Raw genomic sequence first — 20,741 nt, forward strand, 5'->3', positions numbered from 1 at the left:
GGATGACGCTCCAGAAGGGACTCACGGGCGGGAGCTCCAGGCGCCTGTAGGCGTTCCCCTCGGTCTTGCTCCCGGCGAGTCAGTGACTATTGAAGCAGGTTCGTAAGACGAGGTCCGCGATCTGCCACCCTCTTGTCTCATGCGCCGGGTCCTGTACATCGCCGTGCCGATCGTGCTCGTCGCGGTCGTGGTCATCGGCCTGACGCAAGCGGGTGGGGGCGGAAACCTCGGCGACGGCACCGACTTCGACCTGCCGGCCGCGAAAAAGGAGCTCGCGACGGCCCCCGCGCCGCTCAACGGGCTTTACGCGCAGGCCAACACGCTGATCGGCGGCGGCGAGTCCGCGTTCGACCAGCGGATCGCCGAATTGAAGGGCACGCCGGTGATCGTGAACAAGTGGGCGTCGTGGTGCGGCCCCTGCCAGGCCGAGTTCCCGGTCTTCCAGGAGGCGGCGCGCACGCACGGCAAGGAGATCGCGTTCCTCGGCCTCAACGCTCACGACTCGGACACCGCGGCGAAGAAGTTCCTCGACACGCGCCCGCTCCCGTTCCCGTCCTACACCGACCCGAAGGACGAGATCGCCCGCAAGCAGGAGATCGCCGTCGGCTTCCCGATGACGCAGTTCATCGGGCGGGACGGCAAGACGGCGTACATCCACACCGGGCCGTACACGAGCGAACAGCAGCTGACCGAGGACATCGATCGATATTTCAAGTAGTGCCTGAGGTTCGCGTCGACCCGCTCACGGGGCTGAAGGTGATCGTCGCCGACGGCCGCGCCCACCGGCCCGGCGCCGAGTTCGACATCCCGCCGGACACGCCGATCGATCCCGCGACGGACCCGTTCGGCCCGGGCAACGAGGAGCAGACGCCGCCCGAGATCGCCCGCGTCGGCGACCCGTGGCAGGTCCGCGTGGTCCCGAACAAGTTCCCGGCGCTCGTCCCGGACCCCGAGGAGCCTGAGCGCGACGCCCACCCGGACCTCTTCACCGCGCAGCGCGCGTCCGGGCGGCACGAGGTGATCATCAACGCCGCGGATCACGTCTCGCACCTCGCGGACCTGTCGGTCGAGCAGGTGCGGCTCGCGGTCGACGTCTGGCGCGAGCGCATGCACGAGCACCGCGACGCGGCCTGCCGGCACCTGATCGTCAACGAGCACCGCGCCGCCGGCGCCTCGATCCCGCACACCCACGCGCAGCTCTACGCACTGGACTTCGTCCCCGCCGCGGTCGCTCGCGAGCGTGAGCGCTTCGGCGCCTACGCCGTGCGCACGATGGGCGGGAACCTGCTCGCCGACCTCGTGCAGGAGGAGGTCCGGCGCCGCGAGCGGATCGTCGCGATCGACGACGAGGCGGTACTGATGGCGCCCTACGCCTCCCGTGTGCCGTTCCACCTCGTGCTCGCGCCACGGCGCGCCCGGGCGCGCTTCGAGGACGATGGGCCGACCGGCGCGGCGCTGCTCCATGACGCGTTGAGGCGACTCCGTACGCGGTTGGGCGTCTCGCCCCCGCTGAACCTGTGGGTGCGAACCGCGCCCAGCGGCGCCGAGCACTTCTCCTGGCGGATCGAGATCCAGCCGCGCCTGACCCATATGGCCGGGCTGGAGCTCGGCACGGGCGTGAACCTCAACATCGTCTCGCCCGAGCAGGCCGCGGCGGAGTTGCGGTGAGGGCGCTCGTCCAGCGCGTCGCGCGAGCCTCGGTGACGGTCGACGGTCAGGTGACGGGGGCGATCGGACCAGGGCTCCTCGTCCTGCTCGGCGTCACGCATACCGACACCGAGGCCGATTGTGACCGCCTCGCCGAGAAGGTTCGCAACCTGCGGATCTTCAGCGACGCCGACGGCAAGATGAACGAGGCGCTGGGCGACCGCGAGGTGCTCTGCGTCTCCCAGTTCACGCTGTACGGCGACACCCGCAAGGGCAACCGGCCGGCGTTCGTCGACGCCGCGCGGCCCGAGATCGCGATCCCGCTCTACGAGCGTTTCTGCGAGCGGCTGAACGCGCGGCGCGGCGTCTTCGGCGCGCACATGGACGTCGAGCTCGTCAACGATGGCCCCGTAACGCTCATGTTGCAGGTTCCCGGCTAGGCTGGCGGCCATGCCGATCTGCCGCTTCGCCGCCGAGCCTCCGCACGGCGACCTGCCGCCGGAGGAGACGCTCCAAGCCGAGTTCCTCGGAGCCTGCCTGCGAGTCGAGACCGAGGAGGAGGACGGCGACCTCGGCGCTGCCGGGGAGATCCACTGGTTCCCGGACCGGACCTGGTCGGGCCGGACGTACGTGCCGGCGACCGCGCGCACCGAGCGCGGGTTCGAGTTCTTCGGCTACGTGTCGTTCTCGCCCACCGACGACGGGCCGGTCGACCTCTACGCGTGGGCGGACTACACCGCCGACACGGCGGACGACCATCCCGAGTGGCGGATGGACATCTCCCAGGAGGTCATCGGTGGCTGGCGCGGCGAGCGGGACACGGCGGCGATGACGCTGATCTGGGGCGTGCCCTTCGAGCGCCGCGGCCGGATCGTCGCCGCCGAGCTCGGGCCGGACACGGTCGACGAGGCCGACGTCACCGGCGATCGCTTCACGCTGCTCGCCCCCGACGCCTATGACGACGCCTACCTGGACGTCGTGCTCAAGGACGGCGCCGGGAACGAGCTGGTGCGCGAGTCGCTCTACGAAGACGACGACGAGTAGCCGTTGCCGTTGTTGCGATCGATCACCACGCGGTCGATCAAGCCGTAGTCCTTCGCCTGCGCGGGCGTGAAGAACCGGTCGCGCTCCATGTCGTTGGTGATCTCCTCCTTCGGCTTGCCGGTGTGGTCGGCGTAGATCTCCTCCAGGCGCTCGCGCAGCTCGAGCGCCTCCTTGGCGTGGATCTGGATGTCGGTCGCCTGGCCCTGGAAGCCGCCTGACGGCTGGTGGATCAGGATCCGGCTGTTCGGCAGCGACGAGCGCTTGCCGGGCGCGCCGCCGGCCAGGATCAGCGAGCCCGCGGACATCGCGATCCCGCAGCAGATCGTGGCCACGTCGGGCTTGACGAACTGCATCGTGTCGTAGATCGCGAGGCCCGCGTACACCACTCCGCCCGGGGAGTTGATGTACATCTGGATGTCCTTGTCGGGGTCCTCGGCCTCGAGGTGCAGCAGCTGCGCGACGACGAGGTTCGCGACGGTGTCGTCGATCGCCTCGCCCACGAACACCACCCGCTCGCGCAACAGGCGGGAGTAGATGTCGAACGAGCGCTCGCCGCGGGAGTCCTGCTGCACCACCATGGGGACTAGGGGCATTTCGTGCAACCTCCGAGTTGCGTGTTTCTCCCCATGGTAGCCTGTAACGCAACCCTTGAGTTGCAGGAGCCGCCGATGCCCGTCGTGAACCGAGAAGTCGTCCTCCCCGTCGATCGCGAGCGCGCGTGGGAGCTGATCACCGAACCGGCCGAGCTCGAGGAGTGGCTGGGCGATGACGTCGAGTTCGAGGCCGCCGAGGACGCGCCGCTGCGCGTCGGCGACCGCGAGGGCGTCGTCGAGGAGGTCACGGAGTTCGAGCGGATCGTGTTCCGCTGGGGCGACTCGCGGGTCGAGTGGCAGCTCGAGGACGCCGTGTCGGGCACGCGGTTCGTGGTGACCGAGCACCGGTACGCGGCCGACGCCGTCACCTGGGGACCGAAGCTGATGGCGCTGAGCGCCGTGTCTTCCCTTTGCCCGGCGTAGAACGAAGGCGGGACATCCCCTCCACCCCGCCCCGATCATCCGACCTTCAGGCTCGAGCGTCCGTCGACGACGTGTTCTTCGCGCTCTCGGACCCCACGCGCCGCGAGGTTCTGCGGTCGGTCGCGCGCGAGCCCGACCTGACCGCCTCCCGGCTGGCGGGCGAGCTCCCCATCACCCGCCAGGCCGTGGCCAAGCACCTGGCCGCGTTGCAGCGGGCCGGCCTCGTGCAGCCGCATCGCGAGGGGCGGGAGACGCGGTACACGCTCACGCCCGCCCCGCTCGTCGACGCGATGGGCTGGATGGCGGACGTCGGCGCGCAGTGGGACCAGCGGCTCGCACGTCTGGCTGAGCGGGCGCGCGGGTAAGGGATAGGCGGCATGCCAGCCGCCCTCGTCACCGGCGCCGCCTCGGGCATCGGCCAGGCCGTATCCGAGCGCCTTCGCGCGGATGGCTACGACGTGCTCGGGGTCGACCTGCGCGACGCCGACCACATCGCCGACCTGACGACGCGCGAGGGCAACGCCGGCGCCGTGTCAGCCGCGGTTGACACGTTCGGCGGGCTCGATGTCGTCGTGGCCAACGCCGGCATCCAACATGTCGCGCCCGTGGCCGAGTTCCCGGAGGACCGGTGGGACGCGATCGTCGCGCTGCTCATGACGAGCCCGTTCCTGCTGGCCAAGCACGCCTGGCCGTCGCTGGCCGCGTCCAGGGCGGGACGGTTCATCGCGGTCGCGTCCGTGCATGCGCTGGTCGCGTCGCCGTACAAGGCCGCGTACGTCGCGGCCAAGCACGGGGTGCTCGGGCTGGTGAAGACGCTGGCGCTCGAGGGCGCCGAGGCGGGGATCGCGGCCACCGCGGTGTGCCCCGGTTACGTGCGCACGCCGCTGGTCGAAGGACAGCTGCCCGCCCACGCCGAGCGGTTGGGGATCAGCCCCGAGCAGGCCCTCGAGGAGGTCATCCTCGCCCCGCACGCGGTCAAGCGCCTGATCGAGCCGTCCGAGGTCGCCGACGTGATCGCCTTCCTGGCCGGCCCGGGGGGCGCCACCTTCACGGGCGTGCCGGTGACGATGGACATGGGATGGAGCGCCCGGTAGACCAACCGAACCGCTTGGTCGAGCTGCTCGAGCACGCGGTCCGCGCCTCCGACCCCGAGGTCGCCCTGCACGCCCTCTCGGCCCTGCGGCGCGAGCTCGACGCCTTCGAGCGCGTCCAGGCCTGGCGCGCGCTCGACGGCGGGAGCTCCTACGGCAGCGTCGCCCGAGCCCTCGGGATCTCCCGCCAGGCCGCCCATCGCCGGTACCGCGAGCTCGCCGCCGCGACCGAGCCCCCGCCCGGCGCCGAGACCCCTTCACGCCTTCGCGTCGCCCCCGAAGCGCGCGCCGCCGTCCAACTCGCGGGCGAGGAGGCGACGGCGCTCGGCGCGCCTCGGATGGGCTCCGAGCACCTCCTGCTCGGCATCCTCCGCGCGGGCGACCCGATCGCCGCCGGCGCGCTGCGCGCCGCGGGCGTGACCGTCGAGAACGCCCGCATGGCCGCCGCGCCGACGCTCGTGGGCGAGGACATCCCGGACGAGAAGATCACCGCCTACGCGCGGCGGGTGTTCACCGAAGCCCTCCGCGCCGCCGCCGCCGACCCGAGCCACATGATCGGCGTCGCGGACCTGTTGCGGTCCGCGCTCGGTGATGAGACGGGCGGCGCGTACCGGACGCTCGTGGCGCTGGGGGTGGATGTGGACGGGTTGCGCCGGTCGCTCTGATTGGAGCGGGCGCCGTGGCTTCGTGTGGCCCCTGAGGAACGTCCATCTGCACTCCGCGGGGGGTGGCGAACGTTTCGCCCCTGTACGGGGGCGAAACGTCGAACACCCCTACGAAGTGGCGAGTCAGCACGGGCAGGGGCCGCGGCGGACGGCGGCACGACCTACTCGGCCGGGGCGCAGCCGCGACCCCCTCCCTCAGTGCTAGTGCAGTTCAGCGCACGACGCGCCAACGCCGGCCGCTCCAACAAGAGCGGTCATGACTCGTGCACGTTGCGCGCCGACGGCACCCGCTCGAGCACCTCGGCGTCCGTCAGCGGGAAGTGGCACGCGGCCAGGTTCCCGCCCGCCTTCGCCTCCAGCGCCGGGTCGTCGGTGCGGCAGATCTCCTGCGCCTTCCAGCAGCGGGTGTGGAACCGGCAGCCCGGGGGTGGGTTGGTCGGGGACGGGACGTCGCCCATCAGCACCTGGCGCTTCTTCGCCTTCGCCAGCCGCGGGTCCGCGACCGGGACGGCGGACATCAGCGCGCCGGTGTACGGCATGCGCGGGTGTGAGTAGAGCTGGTCGGAGGTCGCGAGCTCGACGATCCGGCCCAGGTACATCACGGCGACGCGGTCGCACATGTGGCGCACGACGGACAGGTCGTGGGCGATGAAGATCAGGGTCAGGCCGAGCTCGCGCTGCAGCTCGCGCAGCAGGTTCAGGACCTGCGCCTGAATCGAGACGTCCAACGCCGAGACCGGCTCGTCCGCGACGATGACCTTGGGCTTCAAAGCCAGAGCGCGGGCGACGCCGATGCGCTGCCGCTGGCCGCCTGAGAACTCGTGCGGGTAGCGGTTGTAGTGCTCCGGGTTGAGGCCGACGGTGTCCATCAGGCCCTGGACGGTGGCCTTGCGCTCGGCCTTGGTCTGCTTGATGCCGTGGATGACGAACGGGTCCGAGATGATCGAGCCGATCGTCTTGCGCGGGTTCAGCGACGAGTACGGGTCCTGGAAGATCATCTGCATCTCGGACCGCAGGCTCTTCAGCTCGGAGCCCTTGATGTCGGCGATCTCGCGGCCGTTGAACGTGATCGAGCCCGACGTGGGATCGACGAGGCGCAGCAACAGGCGCGCGGTGGTGGACTTGCCGCACCCCGACTCGCCCACGAGCCCCAGCGTCTCACCGCGGATCACGTCGAAGGACACGCCGTCGACGGCCTGGACCGCGCCGACCTGGCGGCGGAAGAAGCCGGCGTTGATCGGGAAGTGCTTGACGAGGTCCCTGACCTCCATCAGCGTCTCGCCCGCCGGGGTGGGGGTCGAGGAGGCCTCGCTGGCGGCGACGCTCATACAGCCTTCTCCTCTTCCATCACTTCTTGGCGCGCTTCGTCGGGCTTGATGCCCTGCTGGAGCTCGCCCCACAGCTTGCGCCGCGTCTCCGGCGCGAGCAGGCACGCCACCGAGTGGTTCTCGGCGCCCGGCACCAGCTCGAGCTGCGGGTCGGTGCGCTTGTGCGCCTCGCGCACGTACGGGCAGCGCGGGTGGAACGAGCAGCCGCCCGGCAGGGTGATCAGCGAGGGCGGACGGCCCGGGATCGGCACGAGCTCCTCCCCGCGCGGCGAGTCCAGCCGCGGGATCGACGAGAGAAGACCCCAGGTGTAGGGATGCTCGGGCGCCGCGAAGATCGTGTCCGTGTCGGCCTTCTCGACGATCCGCCCGGCGTACATCACCGCGATCTCGTCGGCCATCTCGGCGACCACGCCGAGATCGTGGGTGATCACGACGACCGCAGTGTCGAACTCGCTCTGCAGATCCTCGATCAGCTCGAGGATCTGCGCCTGGACGGTCACGTCGAGCGCCGTCGTCGGCTCGTCGGCGATCAGCAGCTTCGGATCGTTGGCCAGGGCCATGGCGATCATCGCGCGCTGGCGCATGCCGCCCGAGAACTCATGCGGGTAGGAGTCGGCGCGCTTGCGCGGCTCCGGGATCCCGACCAGCGAGAGCATCTCGACGGCCCGGTCCCACGCCTGCGCCTTGGAGACGTCTCGGTGCGACCGCACGCCCTCGGCGATCTGCGCGCCCACCTTGTAGAAGGGATGCAGGGAGGACAGCGGGTCCTGGAAGATCATCGCGATGTCGTTGCCGCGGATCTGCCGCATGTCCTCTTCGGACGCGCCCAGCAGGTCCTTGCCGTCGAAGCGCACGCTGCCGCTGATGCGCGCGTTGCGGGCACGGCTCAGGCCCATCACGGTGAGCGACGAGACCGACTTGCCGGAGCCCGACTCGCCGACGATCCCGAACGTCTCGCCGCGATCGACCGAGTAGGAGATCCCGTCGACGGCCTTGACCAGGCCGTCCTCGGTCTCGAAGTGGACCTGGAGGTTCTCGACCTCGAGGAGAGCCATCAGTACCTCACTCGCGGGTCGATGAACGCATAGAGGATGTCGACGACCAGGGACATCATCACGATGAAGAACGCACCGAAGAGCACCGTGCCCTGGATGACCGGCAGGTCGGACACGGCGATCGCGTTGTACGCGTAGCGGCCGATGCCGGGGATGTTGAAGACGGTCTCGGTCAGGATCGCGCCGCCGAGCAGGATGCCGATGTCGAGACCGAGGAGGGTCACGATCGGCGTGATCGCCGCGCGGACGCCGTGCCGGAAGACCACGCGCCGCTCGCTCAGGCCCTTGGCCCGCGCGGTGCGGATGTAGTCCTCCTGCAGCGTGTCGATCAGGTTGCCGCGCAGGAACCTGGCGTAGACCGCCGCGAACGCCGCCGCGAGCACGCACCACGGCATGATCAGGGCCTCGGCCTTCCCCGCGAAGGTGGTCGCGGCGCCGTAGGCGGAGTTGCCGGGCAGGATCGGGAACTTGCCGATCTTGTCGTCGAAGAGGTAGAGGGCGACCAGGCCGAGGAAGTAGACGGGCGCCGAGATGAAGATCAGCGCGATGCCCATCGCGATGCGGTCCAGCCACGTGCCGGTCTTGACGGCGGAGAGCACGCCGATCGGGATGCCGATCGAGAGCCACAGGATCACGGCGCCGGCGGTCAGGAAGAGCGTCGTGGGGAGCCGGTCCAGGATCTCGGGCAGGACCTCGGTGTTGTTGTTGTAGCTGAACCCGAAGTAGATGCCGTTGTGTCCGAGGAACGGCAGCAGGTCCCCGATGTAGTTGACGAACTGCACCGGCTTGGACTTGTCGAGCCCGAGCTGCTCGCGGATGTTCTGGATCAGCTCCGGCGACGGCTGGCGGCCGGCGCGCGCGACGGCGGGATCGCCGGACGGCAGGACGCTGAAGATGATGAACGTGATCAGCGTGATCACGAACAGCAGGAAGACCACCCAGACCAAGCGGCGGGCGATGTAGGCGGCCACTAGATCACCTCGACTGTGAGCTCTTGGGGTTCAGCGCGTCCTGCATGCCGTCGCCCACGAGGTTGAACGCGAGGACGGTGAGGACGAGCGCCAGGCCCGGGAACAACATGTACCACCACGCCGAGGCGAAGATCGTCGAGGCGTCGGACAGCATCGATCCCCACGACGCCTGCGGCGGCGTCACGCCCACGCCGAGGAACGACAGCGAGGCCTCGAGAATGATGTTGGCCGGGATGAACAGCGTCGTGTAGACGATGATCGGCGCGACCAGGTTCGGCAGGATCTCGCGGAAGATGATCCGCTTGTTGGAGGCGCCGAGCGACCTGGAGGCCTCGACGAACTCCTTCTCGCGCAACGAGAGCACTTGGCCGCGGATGATGCGGGCGACGTACGGCCAGTTGGCGAGCACGATGATCACGACCACGACCTTCAGACCCGGCTCGAGCGCTCCGCCCAGGCAGCCGTCCTTGGTCGAGCACGCCGACGCCAGGCCGAGGCCGAGCAGCAGCACGGGGAACGCCAGCAGCACGTCGATCGTGCGGGCGATCGCGGTGTCCACCCAACCGCGATAGAACGCCGAGATCATGCCCATCGTCACGCCGATGGCCACCGACAGGCCGGTGCCGACGAAGGCCACCAGCAGCGAGACCCGCGCTCCGTCGAGAACGCGGGAGAACACGTCGCGCCCGAGGTCGTCGACACCGAAGAAGTGCGTGCCGCTCGGGCCGGACGGCAGCCCGAAGTCATCCAACGCCGCCGGGTTGTTGTCGTTCGGCGGCGGCGTGTCGAGGATCTTGCGAATCAGTGGGGCGAAGATCGCCACCAGGACCAGGAGCACGATGAACACCAGCGCGGCCATCGCGACCTTGTCCTTGCGAAAGCGACGCCAGAAGAGTTGCAGCGGCGAGCGCGCTGTGACCGGCGCCTTACCGGCGACGATCTCATCGACGCCGCTTTCCTCGGCGTTCAGCAGATCGCTGGCGCCTGTTCCCGTACTCAATTCGATTGCTCCCCTCGGGTGGGTTGCTCCCCCTGATTCCCCGAACCAGTGAACAAACTACACCTTGCGAGCCGCTCCATTCGCTTCCCCATACCCTTCTCGGCGGCCCTCGTAGCTCAATGGATAGAGCACGCGCCTCCTAAGCGCGGGATGCAGGTTCGATTCCTGCCGGGGGCATGAGTGATCGATGACGGCGTCCAAGCGCGTCTGCGCGACCTGAGGCGCCGCCCGAACGCCCGCGCTGCGCTGCGCGCCGAGATCGAGACCGCCGTCGCGCAGATGGTCTTCGGGACCGCCCGGGAGCTGTGGATCCCGCCGGTCCCGCTCCCACCACCGCGCAACGCGCCGCCGCCACGGATCTTGCAGGAGCCTGGCGAATGGGACTTACTCGCGGGTCTGGACGAGTCCGGCCGCGCCGTCCTCGTCCGCTCGGTGCACAGCCCCGGCGGTGAGCCGCCGGCCGCGGTCCTCGCGCACCCGAGCGAGGAGTACGTGCCCGGCGCGCCGGGCCAGACCGTGATCCACACGGACCTGCTGCGCCACGAGGGCGACCGGCTCGAGGTCATCCACTTCCAGACCGCGACGGGCATCTCGTCGGTCACGTGGATCGACCACGACGCCGACGGCCGCCCGATCGGGTTCGCCACGGCGACAGAGGACGGCGTCGAGGCGACGCGCTGCGAGTGGGAGGGCGCCCACTGCGTCCGCGCGAACGACATCACCGGCGAGTACGACGACGCCGGCCTGCTGCGCGTCCGCGACGGCGACGCCGTCGTCTGGGACCGGGCGCTCCACGGCTACGAGCCCGATCCGCTCGACCGCGAGGCGGCGTTCGCGGCCTGGGTCGACGCGCTCGCCGATGCGGTGCCGCGCGCCGTTGACGGTGGGGCGTTCGCCGTCCGCGTCGACAGCCGGTTCGAGCACGACGAGGAGCCCGTCGCGATCCCGGTCGACCGCGCCTACTTCGAGGACGCGGCCGCGCGGGTCGGCGCCGATGACGCCTTCAGCTCCTGCTGGAAGCCGAGCATCCCGCTGCTCGGGTTGCTCGACGAACACGGGCTGCGCGCTTGGCGCTCGCTGCGCCAGCGCGGCACCCACTGGTCACCTGTGCTCGCCGAGCGGTTGCAGGAGCGGCTCGCCGACGCGCCATGGCCGGTCGGCGTCGCTGGCGCCGGGACACCGAGGTTGCCCGATGTCGCGCCGAGCGCGGTGGCGCCCCTCGAGCGCGTGCCCGCCTCAAGAGAGGAACTGGCGTCGGTGCTGACGGCCCGCCGCCTGCCCGCGCGGCTGGCCGAAGACGCCCGCTGGGGCCTCGCGCTCCTCCCCGGCGGAACGGGCACGAGCCGGCTCGGCGGACGCCCCGAGCTGACCGGCGCCTGGCCGACCGCCGACGGCCGCGCGCTCACCCATCTCGCGACGATCGCGCTCGACGAGGTCCCCGAGATCGAGGGCCGCGACGTCCTGCCGCGCGACGGGACGCTGGTGTTCTTCGCCGACCTGACCGAGGAGGGCGAGCTGTGGGACCCGACGCCCGCGAGCGACCCGCGGGTCCGGATCGTCTTCATCCCCGCGGGCACACCCACCCACCCGGTCGACCCGCCCGACGAGCCGGATCGCGACCCCGACATGCTCCCTCCGCTGCTCGCGGAGCGGAGGGTGCGCTTCGAACCCGCGCTCGCGCCGCGTCAGAACCCGGAGGGGCTCTCCGCCGCCGAGCAGCTCGGCTACGACCGGCTCTACTACGACGAGCTGGCCGAGCGCATGCCCATCCACCTCGTGCTCGGCCATCCCTGCGCCGTGCAGTGGGACCCGCGCGGGCCGGACGAGCTCAACCTGCTGCACATCGGCTACGACCGGGTCCTCGGCTTCGAATGGCTCGACGGCGCGGACCTCACGTTCCACGCCGAGCCGGGCGTCATCCGCGCCGGCCGCTGGGACGACGTCACCGTGACCCCTCAGAGCGGCTAACCGCGGTCGGGGCGGTCCGGGTAGACCTCGTCGATCGTCGCGAGCGCCTCGTACGGCGCGTCGTCAGAGGCCAGGGCGATCTTCGCCGCGCCGCCCGCCAGCCGGTCGAGGATCGAGACGACGCCGACGACGTCGTAGCCCTCGGCGCGCACGGCCTCGATCGCCTGCACGGTCGAGCCGCCGCTGGTCACGACGTCCTCGACGATCAGGCACCGCTCGCCCGGCTCGAGCATCGGGCCTTCGATCTTGCGCTGCAGCCCGTGCGCCTTGGTCTCCTTGCGCACGAAGAAGGCCTTGACGTCGGCGCCGCCCGCCAGCGCGGCGCAGGCCGGGGCGTCGGCGCCCATCGTGAGGCCGCCGACCGCGGTCGCCTCCCACTGACGGGCGAAGCCCGCGACGAGCTCGGAGAGGGCGGCGAACCCGGTCGGTCGCAGGATCGCCCGCTTGGCGTCGACGTAGTACTGCGCGGTCGCGCCCGAGGTGAGCGTGACCTCGCCGATCACGAGGGCGTGCTGGCGCAGTTCGGAGATCAAAGTGTCTTTTGCTGACATCGATTTGGACACTATTGGGCGTCGCGGCAGTAGGCTGCGCGTGTGGAGCCGCACTTCGGCCTGGAGGCCGATTTCGCCCTTGGCATCGAAGAGGAGCTCCTGCTCGTTGATGAGCGGGATTTCCGCCCGGCGAACATCGCGAGCGATCTCGTGGCGAAGCTCACGCCTGAGCGCGGAGCGATCACCAACGACGTCTATGAGGCGTTGATCGAGTGCTCGACGCCGGTGGTGTCGAGCGCGCCGGAAGGCGTCGAGTTCCTGGCGGGCTTCCGCGAGCAGCTGCGCGACGCGGGCGCGGCGTTCATCGGGGCCGGCATGCATCCCGGCGCCGCGTTCGGCGACGTCATCCACGTCCCGCTCGAGCGCTACGAGGCGATCCACCGGGAGATGCGCGGCCTCGTCGCCCGCACGCCGACGGCGGCCGTGCACGTCCACGTCGGGATGCCGGACGCCGAGACGGCGATCACCGTGTTCAACGGCCTGCGCGCCCACCTGCCGCTCCTGCAGGCGCTCGCCGCGCACTCGCCCTTCTGGCACGGGCAGGACTCCGGCCTGGCCAGCGCCCGCGCCCTCACGTTCCGGGCGTTCCCGCGCTCCACGATCCCCCCGGCGTTCGCCAACTGGGCCGAGTACGAGGCGCTGGTCGAGTGGTGCATCAAGGCCGCCGACGTCGACGACTACACGTACCTGTGGTGGGACATCCGCCCGAGCCCGAACCTCGGCACGGTCGAGGTGCGCGCGATGGACGCGCAGTCGCGGCTGGAGACCGTCACCGGCCTGGCGGCGCTGATCCACGCGCTCGCGGTCGCCTGCGCCGACGGCAACCACGAGCCCACGCCGCCCAGCGAGGCGCTGAAGGAGTCGAGCTTCCGCGCCGCCCGCGACGGCGTCGACGCGACGATCTGGTGGCGCGGCGCGATGCGGCCGATCCGCGAGGTCGGCGCCGACGCGCTCGAGTTGGCGCGACCGTACGCCCGCGACCTCGACGGCGAGGACGCGCTCGAGGAGATCGAACGCGTCCTGCGCGAGGGCGGCGGCGCGGACCGCATGCGCGAGGCCCACGCCTCCGGCGGCATGCCGGGCCTGCTGGCCCGGCTCGCCGACGAGACCTACGGCTCGACCCAGACCACGTCGCCGATCCGCAGCCAGTCGTAGATCGACCGGGCGTTCGGCACCGGCACCCGCAGGCAGCCGTGGCTGGCGTTGTACGCCGGGACGTCCGCGTAGCCGTGGATCGCGTAACCGCGGATGAAGTAGCTCGAGTCGACCATGCCCTTGGCGTTGGTGCCCGGCGTCTTCATGTAGACGCTGAACTTGCCCTGGACGGTCGGCGTCGACGGCTTGCCCGACGAGGTGTGGTAGATCCGCTCGACCTTGGAGCCGTTGATCAGCGCCAGGACCTGCTGGTTCAGCCGCGCCTCGACGTGGTGGCCGTCCTTGGGATGGCGGACCTTGAAGACGCCGCGGCCCTTGAGCATCCCCGCGAACACGTCGGCGGTCGCCGTGTATGTGCGCGAGTAGCCCGCGACCTTGCGCCAGGCCATGATCGCGCGGCCCGTGGCGGCGTCGTAGACGCCCGAGCGCGACGTGACGTAGTGCAGCGACGCCAGCTTGTTCTGGAGCCACTTCACCTGCGGCCCCTTGGAGCCCGGGCCGGCGTACGCGTTGACGACGCTGATCTTGACCGGCTTGGCGACCACGGTCGCGAGGCCGGGGGTGGCACGGTGCGACGCCTTCAGCGTCACGGTGCCGGAGACCTTCGAGGCGACCTTGATCTCGGCCACGCCCGACGTCCCGCCGGCGACCGGCTTGAACGTGAGCGACTTGACCTTGATCTTCTTCTTGCCCCGGTAGACCCGGAGCACGGCGCCCTCGTTGGCCACGTAGGGCTTCATCACGACCCGTGCGACGAACGAGCGGCCGGTGAGCGCGGCGGTCTTCGTCAGGGCACCCGTGGCGGACACGCTCAGCGCGGCCGTCGCCGGCGCGGGGGCCGGAGGCGGGGTGGGCGTCGGCGTGGGCGTGGGAGGCGTCTGTGCGGCGGCCGTGGCGGGCAGCGCGAGCACTCCGAGGAGCGCGAGCGCCGACCGCTTCATCCGGCCACCGCCGCGCGGCGGGCGACGGCGGTGCCGCCGGCGATCACGGTGCCGACGCTGAGAACCACGACGGCGGCGAACAGGCCGCCGTCGAGGTCTTTCGTCGCCCCGAACGTGATCGAATTATTGAGGGCGTGGAGAGCCATGCAGGGAATGATGGACTGTGTGCGCCAATAAAGCAGACACAACCCGAACCCGAACGCGCCGAGCGCGATCAATTGGATGGGCGCGGCGGGGGCGTGACCGAGGCCGAAGACCACCCCGTCGAGCAGCGCCGCCCACAGCAGCGGCATCCGTTTGACGAAGACGCCGAACATGAAGCCGCGGAAGAAGAACTCCTCCACGACCGGCGCCAGGACGCAGATCAGGACCGCCCAGCCGATCAGGATCAGCGTCGAGTTCTCGGCCTTGAGGTCGGTCACCAGGTTCTGGTCGTCGGGATTGCCGAAGACCAGCGCGAGCACGAGCGCGATCCCCCAGAAGATCGCGTACGCGCCGCCCGCCCACTTCAGCGCGGTCTTCCAGTCGCGCACCGGCCGCAGGCCCAGTTGCGCGAGCGTGGCCGTGCCCAGCGCGAGCTTGACCGCGATCCAGGCGCCGAAGACGAACACGAGGTCCTGGAAGAACGTCAGTGCCAGCGTCGCCGCGTCCGGCAGGTCGTCGGCGCTCTTGATCGTGGGATCGGAGGCCTTGACGACGCCGTAGACCGCCGCGGCGGTGATGCTCACGATGATGAGCACCGCGAGCAGCGCGGCGAACGGGGCCCAGACCGGCACCGTCGGCTCACGGGGCTCCGGCGGCGGCGGAAGCGGGATCTCGGGCTCTGTCATCAAGTTCAGAGCAAGGGTATGAGCTCGGTGAGCGAACGGACCGAGCCGGCGGGAGCCGTCCCGTCGCGCGCGATCAGGACGGGGTGGATCCCCGCCGCCCGCGCGCCGGCGACATCGGCCTCGGGCGTGTCGCCCACGTGCCAGGTCTCGTCCGGGCGCGCGCCGGCGAGCTCCAGCGCCGCGGCGAAGATCGCGCCGTCGGGCTTGGCCGAGCCGATCTCGGCCGACGCGATCGCGCCGTCGAGGAGCCCCGCCAGCCCGGTCTCCCGCAGGCGCTCATGCAGCGAGAAGTCCCAGTTGGAGACGACGACCGTCCGGATGCCACGCGAGCGCGCCTCGCGCAGGAACGGCGCGCTGTCGGCGTACGCGTGGAAGCGCAGTGAGTCCATCAGCGCCGCGAAGACGAGCTCGCGGTCGTACGGCAGCCGCATCGCGTCCACGCAGCGCAGCCGCAGGTCGAGCAGCGACTCGGCGTCGCGCCCTTCGTCGAGGTGCGCGCGGTAGTACGCGATCTCGGCCCGGATCGCCTCCTTGGCCGCCGCTTCGCCGATGTCGGTGCCGGTCCGCTCGACGAGCGCGGCCCGCAGGTGCGGCACGGGCGACTCGAACGTCAGCAGCGTGCCGAGCGCGTCGAGCAGGATCGCCCGGGGTATAGGTTGCCGCGCCATGGATGCGGATGCTGGCACCTGGATACAAGCGGGCGCCGCGCTCCTGATCGCGTTCGCGGCCGCGACGCTGCTCGACCGGGCGTTCCGGGGACGCGCGGCGAAGCTCGCGAGCGAGCGGATCAGTCGCGAGGGCGCGACCCGGCTGCGCTTCGTGCGCCGGCTGATCTATGCGGTGATCCTGCTGATCGGGATCGCGATCGCCCTCTCGGGCTTCACCGGGATCAACCAGTTGGCGACGAGCCTGCTGGCGTCGGGGGCGATCGCCGCCGCGATCGTCGGCTTCGCCGCCCGCCAGGTGCTGGCCAACTTCATCGCCGGGATCATGCTCGCGATCACGCAGCCGATCCGCGTCGGCGACTGGGTGACGTTCGAGGCAAATTACGGCGTCGTCGAGGACGTCAGCCTCAACCACACCGTCCTGCGCACCCCCTCCGAGCAGCGGATCGTGATCCCGAACGAGAAGCTCGCCGGCGGCATTCTCAAGAACGACACGCTCAAGGTCGACCTGGTCGCGCTGGACGTCGCCGTGTGGGTCCCGCCCGAGGCCGACGTCGAGCGCGCGGTCGAAGCGTTGCACGATGAGACAGGCCAGGATGTGAGCGTCGCCGAGGCGGTCCCGTGGGGCACGAGATTGGCGGTGGGAAGCGACCCCGTGACCCCTCCGGAGAAGGCTCCGGCCGAGGCCGCGCTGCGCCGCCAGTGCCTCAAGAGACTGCGTCAGGAAGGCCTTCTAAGGGGAGGTTTAAGCAACCCGACCTAGAATCCGACGTTCGCCCTTGAGTCATTCTGCGCGCATGAGGCGGCGCCAACAGGGCGCCCATTACGGTCGATGGATCCTCCTCGGGGTCTTCATCGTGCTCCTCGCCGGTGCCGGCGCGGCCGGTGCCGCGGTCACCTGGGTGCTGCGTACCGCCAACTCCGCGCCCGCCCTCTCGACCTTCGTGCCGAAGAACCCGGGGTCGCTGTCCGAGGTGTTCGCCTCCGACGGCAAGACCCGGCTCGGCTACATCCAGTCCGACGACCTCGTCCAGCCCGTCGCGGCCGACCAGTTCCCGACGGTGCTCAAGCAGGCGACCGTCGCGATCGAGGACGAGCGCTTCTACAAGCACAAGGGCGTCGACTACGAGGGCATCATCCGCGCGGCGGTCAAGAACGCCACCGAGCACAAGACCGTGCAGGGCGGCTCCACGCTGACGATGCAGCTGGTGAAGATCCTCTACACGCAGGACGACACCCGCGGCGGCTTGAAGGGCTACCAGCGCAAGATCAAGGAGGCGCGGCTCGCGCGCGACCTCGAGGCCGCGCACAAGGACCCGAAGAACTGGGTCCTCGGCAAGTACCTCAACAACGTGCCCTACGGCACCGTCGGCGGCCAGTCCGCGATCGGCGCGGGCGCCGCGGCGCGCCTGTACTTCAACAAGCGCGTCCAGGACCTGACCCTGCGCGAGGCCGCGATGCTCGCCGGCATGCCGCAGGCGCCGTCGCAGTACTCGCCGGTGCTCAACGCGAGCGGGACCAAGAAGCGCCGCAACGAGGTGCTGGGCAAGATGGCCGAGCTCGGCTACATCTCCCGCGCGACCGCGCAGAAGGAGATGAAGAAGGGCCTCGGGCTGCACATGGAGCGCTACTTCCAGAAGGCCCGCGAGCGCTACGTCCTGGACTTCGTCCAGTCCGAGTTGATCAAGGAGTACGGCCGCAAGAACGTCCAGCGCGGCGGCTACAAGGTCTACACGACGATCGACCTGAACAAGCAGAAGGAGGCGCGCGCGGCGATCGCCGACAAGCTCGCCAACGTCGGTCCTTCATCCGCGATCGTCTCGATCGACCCGGCCACCGGCAACATCGTCGCGATGGCCTCCTCCGCGCAGTACGGCAAGTCGAAGTTCAACCTCGCCGCCCAGGGCCATCGCCAGCCCGGCTCGTCGTTCAAGACGATGGTGCTGCTGACCGCGCTGCGCGAGGGCGTGAACCCGAGCTCGACCTCCTACGTGTCGCGCGGCACGATGGAGCTCGACGACCCGCCCTGCGGCTCGCCCGCCAGCCCGTGGAAGGTCAAGACCTACAGCGGCTCGGGGCGCGGCTCGATCAACCTCGTGAGCGCCACGCTGGCGTCCGACAACTCGGTCTACGCGCAGCTGACGTCCGACCTCGGGCCGGACAAGGTCAAGGAGACCGCGCGGATGATGGGCATCAAGTCCAAGCTCAACGGCTTCTGCGCCGAGTCGCTCGGCGGCCTCGAGAACGGCGTCTCGCCGCTCGAGATGGCCTCGGCCTACGCGACGATCGCCAACGGCGGCTACCGCAACCGCCCGCGGATCATCAAGAAGGTCGTCGTCAAGGGCAAGACGCAGAAGCTCCCGAAGCGCTGGCGCATCCACCGTGTGAAGGCGTTCTCGGATGGCGTCACCTATGAGGCGACGAAGATCCTGCAGCAGAACATCCAGGGCGGCACGGGCACGCACGCCAACATCGGCTGCCCCGCCGGCGGCAAGACCGGCACGACCGACAAGAACATCGACGCCTGGTTCGTCGGTTTCACGCCCCGGCTGTCGACCGCCGTGTGGGTCGGCTTCCCCGGCTCGGCCGCGATCTCGATGAACGGCATGTACGCGCCGACCGGCGGCAACATCGACGGCGGCACCTACCCCGCCGACATCTGGGGCGAGTACATGAAGAAGGCCGTCGGCAAGTACTGCGGCGACTTCAAGAAGCCGACCGAGCCCTTCACGAGCTCGCCGTTCGACGGCCACTACGCGCGTATGGGCGGCAAGGACGACGAGAAGAAGGACGAGAACGGCAAGCCGGTCGATCCCAACGCTCCGGACACGCAGACCAAGCCTGGCGCGGACACGCAGGACCCCGCCAACGGCGGCGATCAGAAGAAGCCCACGACCGATAACAACGGCAACTTCGATCCCAACGCCTACGAGACGCCACCGCAGGCGGATCCGGGCGGCGGTACGCAAGCCCCGACCGACGGCTAGCCCTCACCCCCAAACACTGGTACAACTTGCGCCGTCAGGGCCGCCGGAGGCGGTCGTGGTGGTATGCGGGAAGGCAGTGCCGGCAGCACCCCTCGCGCATGCAGATCCAATGAGGAGTGCTGTCAGATGGCTACCGGTGTCGTGAAGTGGTTCAGCGACGAGAAGGGCTTCGGCTTCATCACGCCCGATGACGGAGGCAAGGACGCGTTCGTCCACTTCTCCGGGATCGCGGGTGATGGCTTCCGGACGCTGGCCGAAGGCGCAAAGGTCGAGTTCGAGCTCGGCGAGGGCACGAAAGGCCCTCAGGCCACGAACGTCAGGGTCATTTAGTTTGGCGAAGGAAGACAAGGTCGAGTTCGAAGGCGAGGTCGTCGAGGCGCTCCCGAACGCCATGTTCCGGGTGCAGCTCGACAACGGGCACGAGGTGCTCGGACACGTCGCCGGCAAGATGCGGCGGTTCCGTATCCGCATCCTCCCGGGCGACCGCGTCCGCGTAGAGGTCTCGCCGTACGACCTCAACCGAGCGCGGATCGTCTACCGCCATCGCTGAGCGAGCTGGACCACGGCGCAAGCGGCCCGCCCGCGTAGATCAGGCATCCCGGGTGTGGTTTGGGTGAACTTGGGCTGATCTCGGCGATCCGGGATGCGCTCTCCGTGCGCCCGGGTTCCCGAGTCGTGCGCTGGATCGGCGACGACGCCGCGGTCGTGCGGGCGGACGGGGTCGCGGCGATCTCGACCGACGTGATGGTCGACGGCACCCACTTCCGGCTCGGCCAGGCGACCCCGGAGGACGTGGGGTGGCGCGCACTTGCCGGTGCGCTCTCCGATGTGGCGGCGATGGGCGCCGAAGCGGGCGAGGCGTACCTGAGCGTGGTGCTGCCGTCAACACTGGGCGACGACGACGTGATCGCGATCCATCGCGGCGCCGAGGCGTTGGCCGCCGAGAGCGGCGTGACGATCGCCGGCGGCGATCTCGCGCGCGGGCCGGCGCTGACGCTGGCGGTCACCGTGGTCGGCTGGGCGCCGTCCTCCGACGCGCTGGTGGGCCGGGACGGCGCGCGCGTGGGCGACCGCGTGGGCGTCACCGGGACGCTGGGCGCCGCCGCGGCCGGATTGGCCGTGCTCGACGGCGAAGCCGGGCGGTTCGCGCTTCCGCGCTCCGTCCACGACCACCTCGTGTGCCGCTACCTGCGCCCGCGCCCGCGGCTGGAGGCGGGGCGGGCGCTGGCACGCGCGGGGGCGAGCGCGATGCTCGACCTGTCTGACGGACTGGCTTCGGACGCACGGCGGATCGCCGACGCGAGCGGCGTGCGCATCGAACTGGACGCAGGGGCGCTGCCTCTGGCCAAGGGGGTGCCGGAGGTGGCGGCTGCGCTGGGGGTCTCGGCGATGGAGCTGGCCGCGACCGGAGGAGAGGACTACGAGTTGTGCGCCTGCGTCGCTCGCTCGAGCGATGTGGCGGGCCTCACCTGGATCGGTGAGGTGGTTGAGGGGCCTCCTGGCGTGGTGTGGAGAGGCGCCCCGCCAGGCTCGGAGGCCTGGCGGGGGTACGAGCACGCTTAGTTGCGCCAGCCCGTCACTTGTCGCCTTCCGGGGTCAACAGCAGGCGCTTGAGGATCGCCTCGGCGACAGCCGAGGAGTTCACCTCATACGTCCCGCCTTGAATGCTCGCTTGGAGCTGTTGCACTTTGGTCACCGCACCATCCTTGGGAGGGAGCGATGGGGAGCAGCGCGCGAAGCGCCGTCCACCGTCGCGAGCCGGGCCCGTCACCCGGGCTCGCGGTACATATCGGATGTCCTGCACCGTCATATGAGCCTCATCGTCCT

At 70.2% G+C, this 20,741-nt stretch carries 25 protein-coding genes and 1 tRNA gene; 16 read left to right on the forward strand and 10 right to left on the reverse strand.

What is annotated here, in order from left to right; all coding sequences use genetic code 11:
* The first annotated feature begins 139 nt into the window (after positions 1–139).
* From G569_RS58295 to G569_RS0118010, 4 genes are read left to right on the forward strand one after another with little or no spacing between them, the layout of a single operon-like run.
* Complete coding sequence (locus G569_RS58295) at positions 140–718, forward strand: TlpA family protein disulfide reductase (RefSeq protein ID WP_053226561.1); 579 nt, start codon at positions 140–142, stop codon at positions 716–718.
* Positions 718–1,668, forward strand: coding sequence for a galactose-1-phosphate uridylyltransferase (locus G569_RS0118000; protein ID WP_037497452.1), 951 nt, complete (start codon positions 718–720; stop codon positions 1,666–1,668). Before G569_RS58295 ends, G569_RS0118000 begins: the two co-directional genes overlap by 1 nt.
* Positions 1,665–2,087, forward strand: a complete 423-nt coding sequence (dtd, locus tag G569_RS0118005) for a D-aminoacyl-tRNA deacylase (RefSeq protein WP_028064436.1) — start codon at positions 1,665–1,667, stop codon at positions 2,085–2,087. Before G569_RS0118000 ends, dtd begins: the two co-directional genes overlap by 4 nt.
* A gap of 10 nt (positions 2,088–2,097) precedes the next feature.
* The gene (locus tag G569_RS0118010; RefSeq protein WP_028064437.1) at positions 2,098–2,691 is read left to right on the forward strand and encodes a hypothetical protein; all 594 of its coding nucleotides are present in this window, start codon (positions 2,098–2,100) and stop codon (positions 2,689–2,691) included.
* On the opposite strand, the gene G569_RS0118015 is transcribed toward G569_RS0118010, so the two are convergent.
* A complete protein-coding gene (locus G569_RS0118015; protein ID WP_028064438.1) occupies positions 2,670–3,284 on the reverse strand; it encodes an ATP-dependent Clp protease proteolytic subunit in 615 nt (204 codons plus the stop codon). The two genes, G569_RS0118010 and G569_RS0118015, sit on opposite strands and share 22 nt — an antisense overlap.
* A 75-nt stretch (positions 3,285–3,359) precedes the next feature.
* Here G569_RS0118015 and G569_RS0118020 point away from each other — a divergent pair, with 75 nt between their 5' ends.
* From G569_RS0118020 to G569_RS58300, 4 genes are all read left to right on the forward strand, one after another.
* Positions 3,360–3,707: an SRPBCC family protein gene (locus G569_RS0118020; RefSeq protein WP_169542176.1), complete on the forward strand. Its 348-nt coding sequence runs from the start codon at positions 3,360–3,362 to the stop codon at positions 3,705–3,707.
* 71 nt (positions 3,708–3,778) lie between these two features.
* A complete protein-coding gene (locus G569_RS0118025) occupies positions 3,779–4,072 on the forward strand; it encodes an ArsR/SmtB family transcription factor (RefSeq protein WP_028064440.1) in 294 nt (97 codons plus the stop codon).
* Positions 4,073–4,084: 12 nt separating this feature from the next.
* Positions 4,085–4,801, forward strand: a complete 717-nt coding sequence (locus G569_RS0118030) for an SDR family NAD(P)-dependent oxidoreductase (RefSeq protein WP_028064441.1) — start codon at positions 4,085–4,087, stop codon at positions 4,799–4,801.
* Positions 4,786–5,463: a Clp protease N-terminal domain-containing protein gene (locus tag G569_RS58300; protein ID WP_028064442.1), complete on the forward strand. Its 678-nt coding sequence runs from the start codon at positions 4,786–4,788 to the stop codon at positions 5,461–5,463. Before G569_RS0118030 ends, G569_RS58300 begins: the two co-directional genes overlap by 16 nt.
* Positions 5,464–5,717: 254 nt before the next feature.
* On the opposite strand, the gene G569_RS49495 is transcribed toward G569_RS58300, so the two are convergent.
* Genes G569_RS49495 through G569_RS49505 form a run of 4 tightly spaced genes read right to left on the reverse strand, consistent with a single transcriptional unit; the run spans position 5,718 to position 9,817 of the window.
* Positions 5,718–6,791 carry an ABC transporter ATP-binding protein gene (locus G569_RS49495; protein ID WP_053226563.1) on the reverse strand — a complete coding sequence of 358 codons (1,074 nt, stop codon included), beginning with the start codon at positions 6,789–6,791 and terminating at the stop codon, positions 5,718–5,720.
* A complete protein-coding gene (locus tag G569_RS49500) occupies positions 6,788–7,846 on the reverse strand; it encodes an ABC transporter ATP-binding protein (protein ID WP_053226565.1) in 1,059 nt (352 codons plus the stop codon). Before G569_RS49500 ends, G569_RS49495 begins: the two co-directional genes overlap by 4 nt.
* Positions 7,846–8,817, reverse strand: a complete 972-nt coding sequence (locus tag G569_RS0118050) for an ABC transporter permease (protein ID WP_028064443.1) — start codon at positions 8,815–8,817, stop codon at positions 7,846–7,848. Before G569_RS0118050 ends, G569_RS49500 begins: the two co-directional genes overlap by 1 nt.
* A gap of 4 nt (positions 8,818–8,821) precedes the next feature.
* Positions 8,822–9,817: an ABC transporter permease gene (locus G569_RS49505; protein WP_245602509.1), complete on the reverse strand. Its 996-nt coding sequence runs from the start codon at positions 9,815–9,817 to the stop codon at positions 8,822–8,824.
* 105 nt (positions 9,818–9,922) lie between these two features.
* Here G569_RS49505 and G569_RS0118060 point away from each other — a divergent pair.
* Both G569_RS0118060 and G569_RS0118065 read left to right on the forward strand, forming a co-directional pair.
* Positions 9,923–9,994 (forward strand) — tRNA-Arg (locus G569_RS0118060).
* Positions 9,995–9,997: 3 nt separating this feature from the next.
* Positions 9,998–11,785, forward strand: a complete 1,788-nt coding sequence (locus G569_RS0118065) for a DUF1963 domain-containing protein (RefSeq protein ID WP_028064444.1) — start codon at positions 9,998–10,000, stop codon at positions 11,783–11,785.
* Here G569_RS0118065 and G569_RS0118070 read toward each other — a convergent pair.
* Positions 11,782–12,336: an orotate phosphoribosyltransferase gene (locus tag G569_RS0118070; RefSeq protein ID WP_037497455.1), complete on the reverse strand. Its 555-nt coding sequence runs from the start codon at positions 12,334–12,336 to the stop codon at positions 11,782–11,784. The genes G569_RS0118065 and G569_RS0118070 overlap by 4 nt on opposite strands.
* Positions 12,337–12,378: 42 nt before the next feature.
* Between G569_RS0118070 and G569_RS0118075 the strand changes: the two genes are divergently transcribed.
* Positions 12,379–13,491: a carboxylate-amine ligase gene (locus G569_RS0118075; RefSeq protein WP_037497456.1), complete on the forward strand. Its 1,113-nt coding sequence runs from the start codon at positions 12,379–12,381 to the stop codon at positions 13,489–13,491.
* Here G569_RS0118075 and G569_RS58305 read toward each other — a convergent pair.
* Genes G569_RS58305 through G569_RS58315 form a run of 3 tightly spaced genes read right to left on the reverse strand, consistent with a single transcriptional unit; the run spans position 13,446 to position 15,930 of the window.
* Positions 13,446–14,432, reverse strand: coding sequence for a L,D-transpeptidase (locus G569_RS58305; RefSeq protein ID WP_053226567.1), 987 nt, complete (start codon positions 14,430–14,432; stop codon positions 13,446–13,448). The genes G569_RS0118075 and G569_RS58305 overlap by 46 nt on opposite strands.
* Positions 14,429–15,262 (reverse strand): CPBP family intramembrane glutamic endopeptidase, encoded by an 834-nt coding sequence (locus G569_RS58310; protein ID WP_028064447.1) that lies wholly within the window; start codon positions 15,260–15,262, stop codon positions 14,429–14,431. Before G569_RS58310 ends, G569_RS58305 begins: the two co-directional genes overlap by 4 nt.
* A gap of 5 nt (positions 15,263–15,267) precedes the next feature.
* Positions 15,268–15,930 (reverse strand): HAD family hydrolase, encoded by a 663-nt coding sequence (locus tag G569_RS58315; RefSeq protein WP_053226569.1) that lies wholly within the window; start codon positions 15,928–15,930, stop codon positions 15,268–15,270.
* Between G569_RS58315 and G569_RS0118095 the strand changes: the two genes are divergently transcribed.
* From G569_RS0118095 to thiL, 5 genes are all read left to right on the forward strand, one after another.
* On the forward strand, positions 15,929–16,690 hold the full coding sequence (locus G569_RS0118095; protein WP_028064448.1) for a mechanosensitive ion channel family protein: 762 nt from the start codon (positions 15,929–15,931) through the stop codon (positions 16,688–16,690). The two genes, G569_RS58315 and G569_RS0118095, sit on opposite strands and share 2 nt — an antisense overlap.
* 34 nt (positions 16,691–16,724) lie before the next feature.
* Positions 16,725–18,914, forward strand: coding sequence for a transglycosylase domain-containing protein (locus tag G569_RS0118100; protein ID WP_028064449.1), 2,190 nt, complete (start codon positions 16,725–16,727; stop codon positions 18,912–18,914).
* A gap of 126 nt (positions 18,915–19,040) precedes the next feature.
* Complete coding sequence (locus tag G569_RS0118105) at positions 19,041–19,244, forward strand: cold-shock protein (RefSeq protein WP_028064450.1); 204 nt, start codon at positions 19,041–19,043, stop codon at positions 19,242–19,244.
* A 1-nt stretch (position 19,245) separates the two neighbouring features.
* On the forward strand, positions 19,246–19,464 hold the full coding sequence (infA, locus tag G569_RS0118110) for a translation initiation factor IF-1 (protein WP_028064451.1): 219 nt from the start codon (positions 19,246–19,248) through the stop codon (positions 19,462–19,464).
* A gap of 59 nt (positions 19,465–19,523) precedes the next feature.
* A complete protein-coding gene (gene thiL / locus G569_RS49525; RefSeq protein WP_306765081.1) occupies positions 19,524–20,477 on the forward strand; it encodes a thiamine-phosphate kinase in 954 nt (317 codons plus the stop codon).
* Between the two features lie 13 nt (positions 20,478–20,490).
* Here the strand turns inward: thiL and G569_RS63830 are convergent, their stop codons facing one another.
* The gene (locus G569_RS63830) at positions 20,491–20,610 is read right to left on the reverse strand and encodes a flagellar biosynthesis anti-sigma factor FlgM (protein ID WP_169542178.1); all 120 of its coding nucleotides are present in this window, start codon (positions 20,608–20,610) and stop codon (positions 20,491–20,493) included.
* Positions 20,611–20,741: the final 131 nt, after the last annotated feature.

The organism is Solirubrobacter soli DSM 22325, from assembly GCF_000423665.1.
GTDB classification, from domain to species: Bacteria; Actinomycetota; Thermoleophilia; order Solirubrobacterales; family Solirubrobacteraceae; genus Solirubrobacter; species Solirubrobacter soli.

Excerpts from the sequence above, each read along its gene's own strand:
- G569_RS58295 (WP_053226561.1), top strand. The coding sequence starts at position 140 with ATGCGCCGGGTCCTGTACATCGCCGTGCCGATCGTGCTCGTCGCGGTC.
- G569_RS0118010 (WP_028064437.1), top strand. The coding sequence starts at position 2,098 with ATGCCGATCTGCCGCTTCGCCGCCGAGCCTCCGCACGGCGACCTGCCG.
- G569_RS0118015 (WP_028064438.1), bottom strand. The coding sequence starts at position 3,284 with ATGCCCCTAGTCCCCATGGTGGTGCAGCAGGACTCCCGCGGCGAGCGC.
- G569_RS0118020 (WP_169542176.1), top strand. The coding sequence starts at position 3,360 with ATGCCCGTCGTGAACCGAGAAGTCGTCCTCCCCGTCGATCGCGAGCGC.
- G569_RS0118030 (WP_028064441.1), top strand. The coding sequence starts at position 4,085 with ATGCCAGCCGCCCTCGTCACCGGCGCCGCCTCGGGCATCGGCCAGGCC.
- G569_RS58300 (WP_028064442.1), top strand. The coding sequence starts at position 4,786 with ATGGAGCGCCCGGTAGACCAACCGAACCGCTTGGTCGAGCTGCTCGAG.
- G569_RS49495 (WP_053226563.1), bottom strand. The coding sequence starts at position 6,791 with ATGAGCGTCGCCGCCAGCGAGGCCTCCTCGACCCCCACCCCGGCGGGC.
- G569_RS49500 (WP_053226565.1), bottom strand. The coding sequence starts at position 7,846 with ATGGCTCTCCTCGAGGTCGAGAACCTCCAGGTCCACTTCGAGACCGAG.
- G569_RS0118070 (WP_037497455.1), bottom strand. The coding sequence starts at position 12,336 with ATGTCAGCAAAAGACACTTTGATCTCCGAACTGCGCCAGCACGCCCTC.
- G569_RS58305 (WP_053226567.1), bottom strand. The coding sequence starts at position 14,432 with ATGAAGCGGTCGGCGCTCGCGCTCCTCGGAGTGCTCGCGCTGCCCGCC.
- G569_RS58310 (WP_028064447.1), bottom strand. The coding sequence starts at position 15,262 with ATGACAGAGCCCGAGATCCCGCTTCCGCCGCCGCCGGAGCCCCGTGAG.
- G569_RS0118095 (WP_028064448.1), top strand. The coding sequence starts at position 15,929 with ATGGATGCGGATGCTGGCACCTGGATACAAGCGGGCGCCGCGCTCCTG.
- G569_RS58315 (WP_053226569.1), bottom strand. The coding sequence starts at position 15,930 with ATGGCGCGGCAACCTATACCCCGGGCGATCCTGCTCGACGCGCTCGGC.
- G569_RS0118100 (WP_028064449.1), top strand. The coding sequence starts at position 16,725 with ATGAGGCGGCGCCAACAGGGCGCCCATTACGGTCGATGGATCCTCCTC.
- G569_RS0118105 (WP_028064450.1), top strand. The coding sequence starts at position 19,041 with ATGGCTACCGGTGTCGTGAAGTGGTTCAGCGACGAGAAGGGCTTCGGC.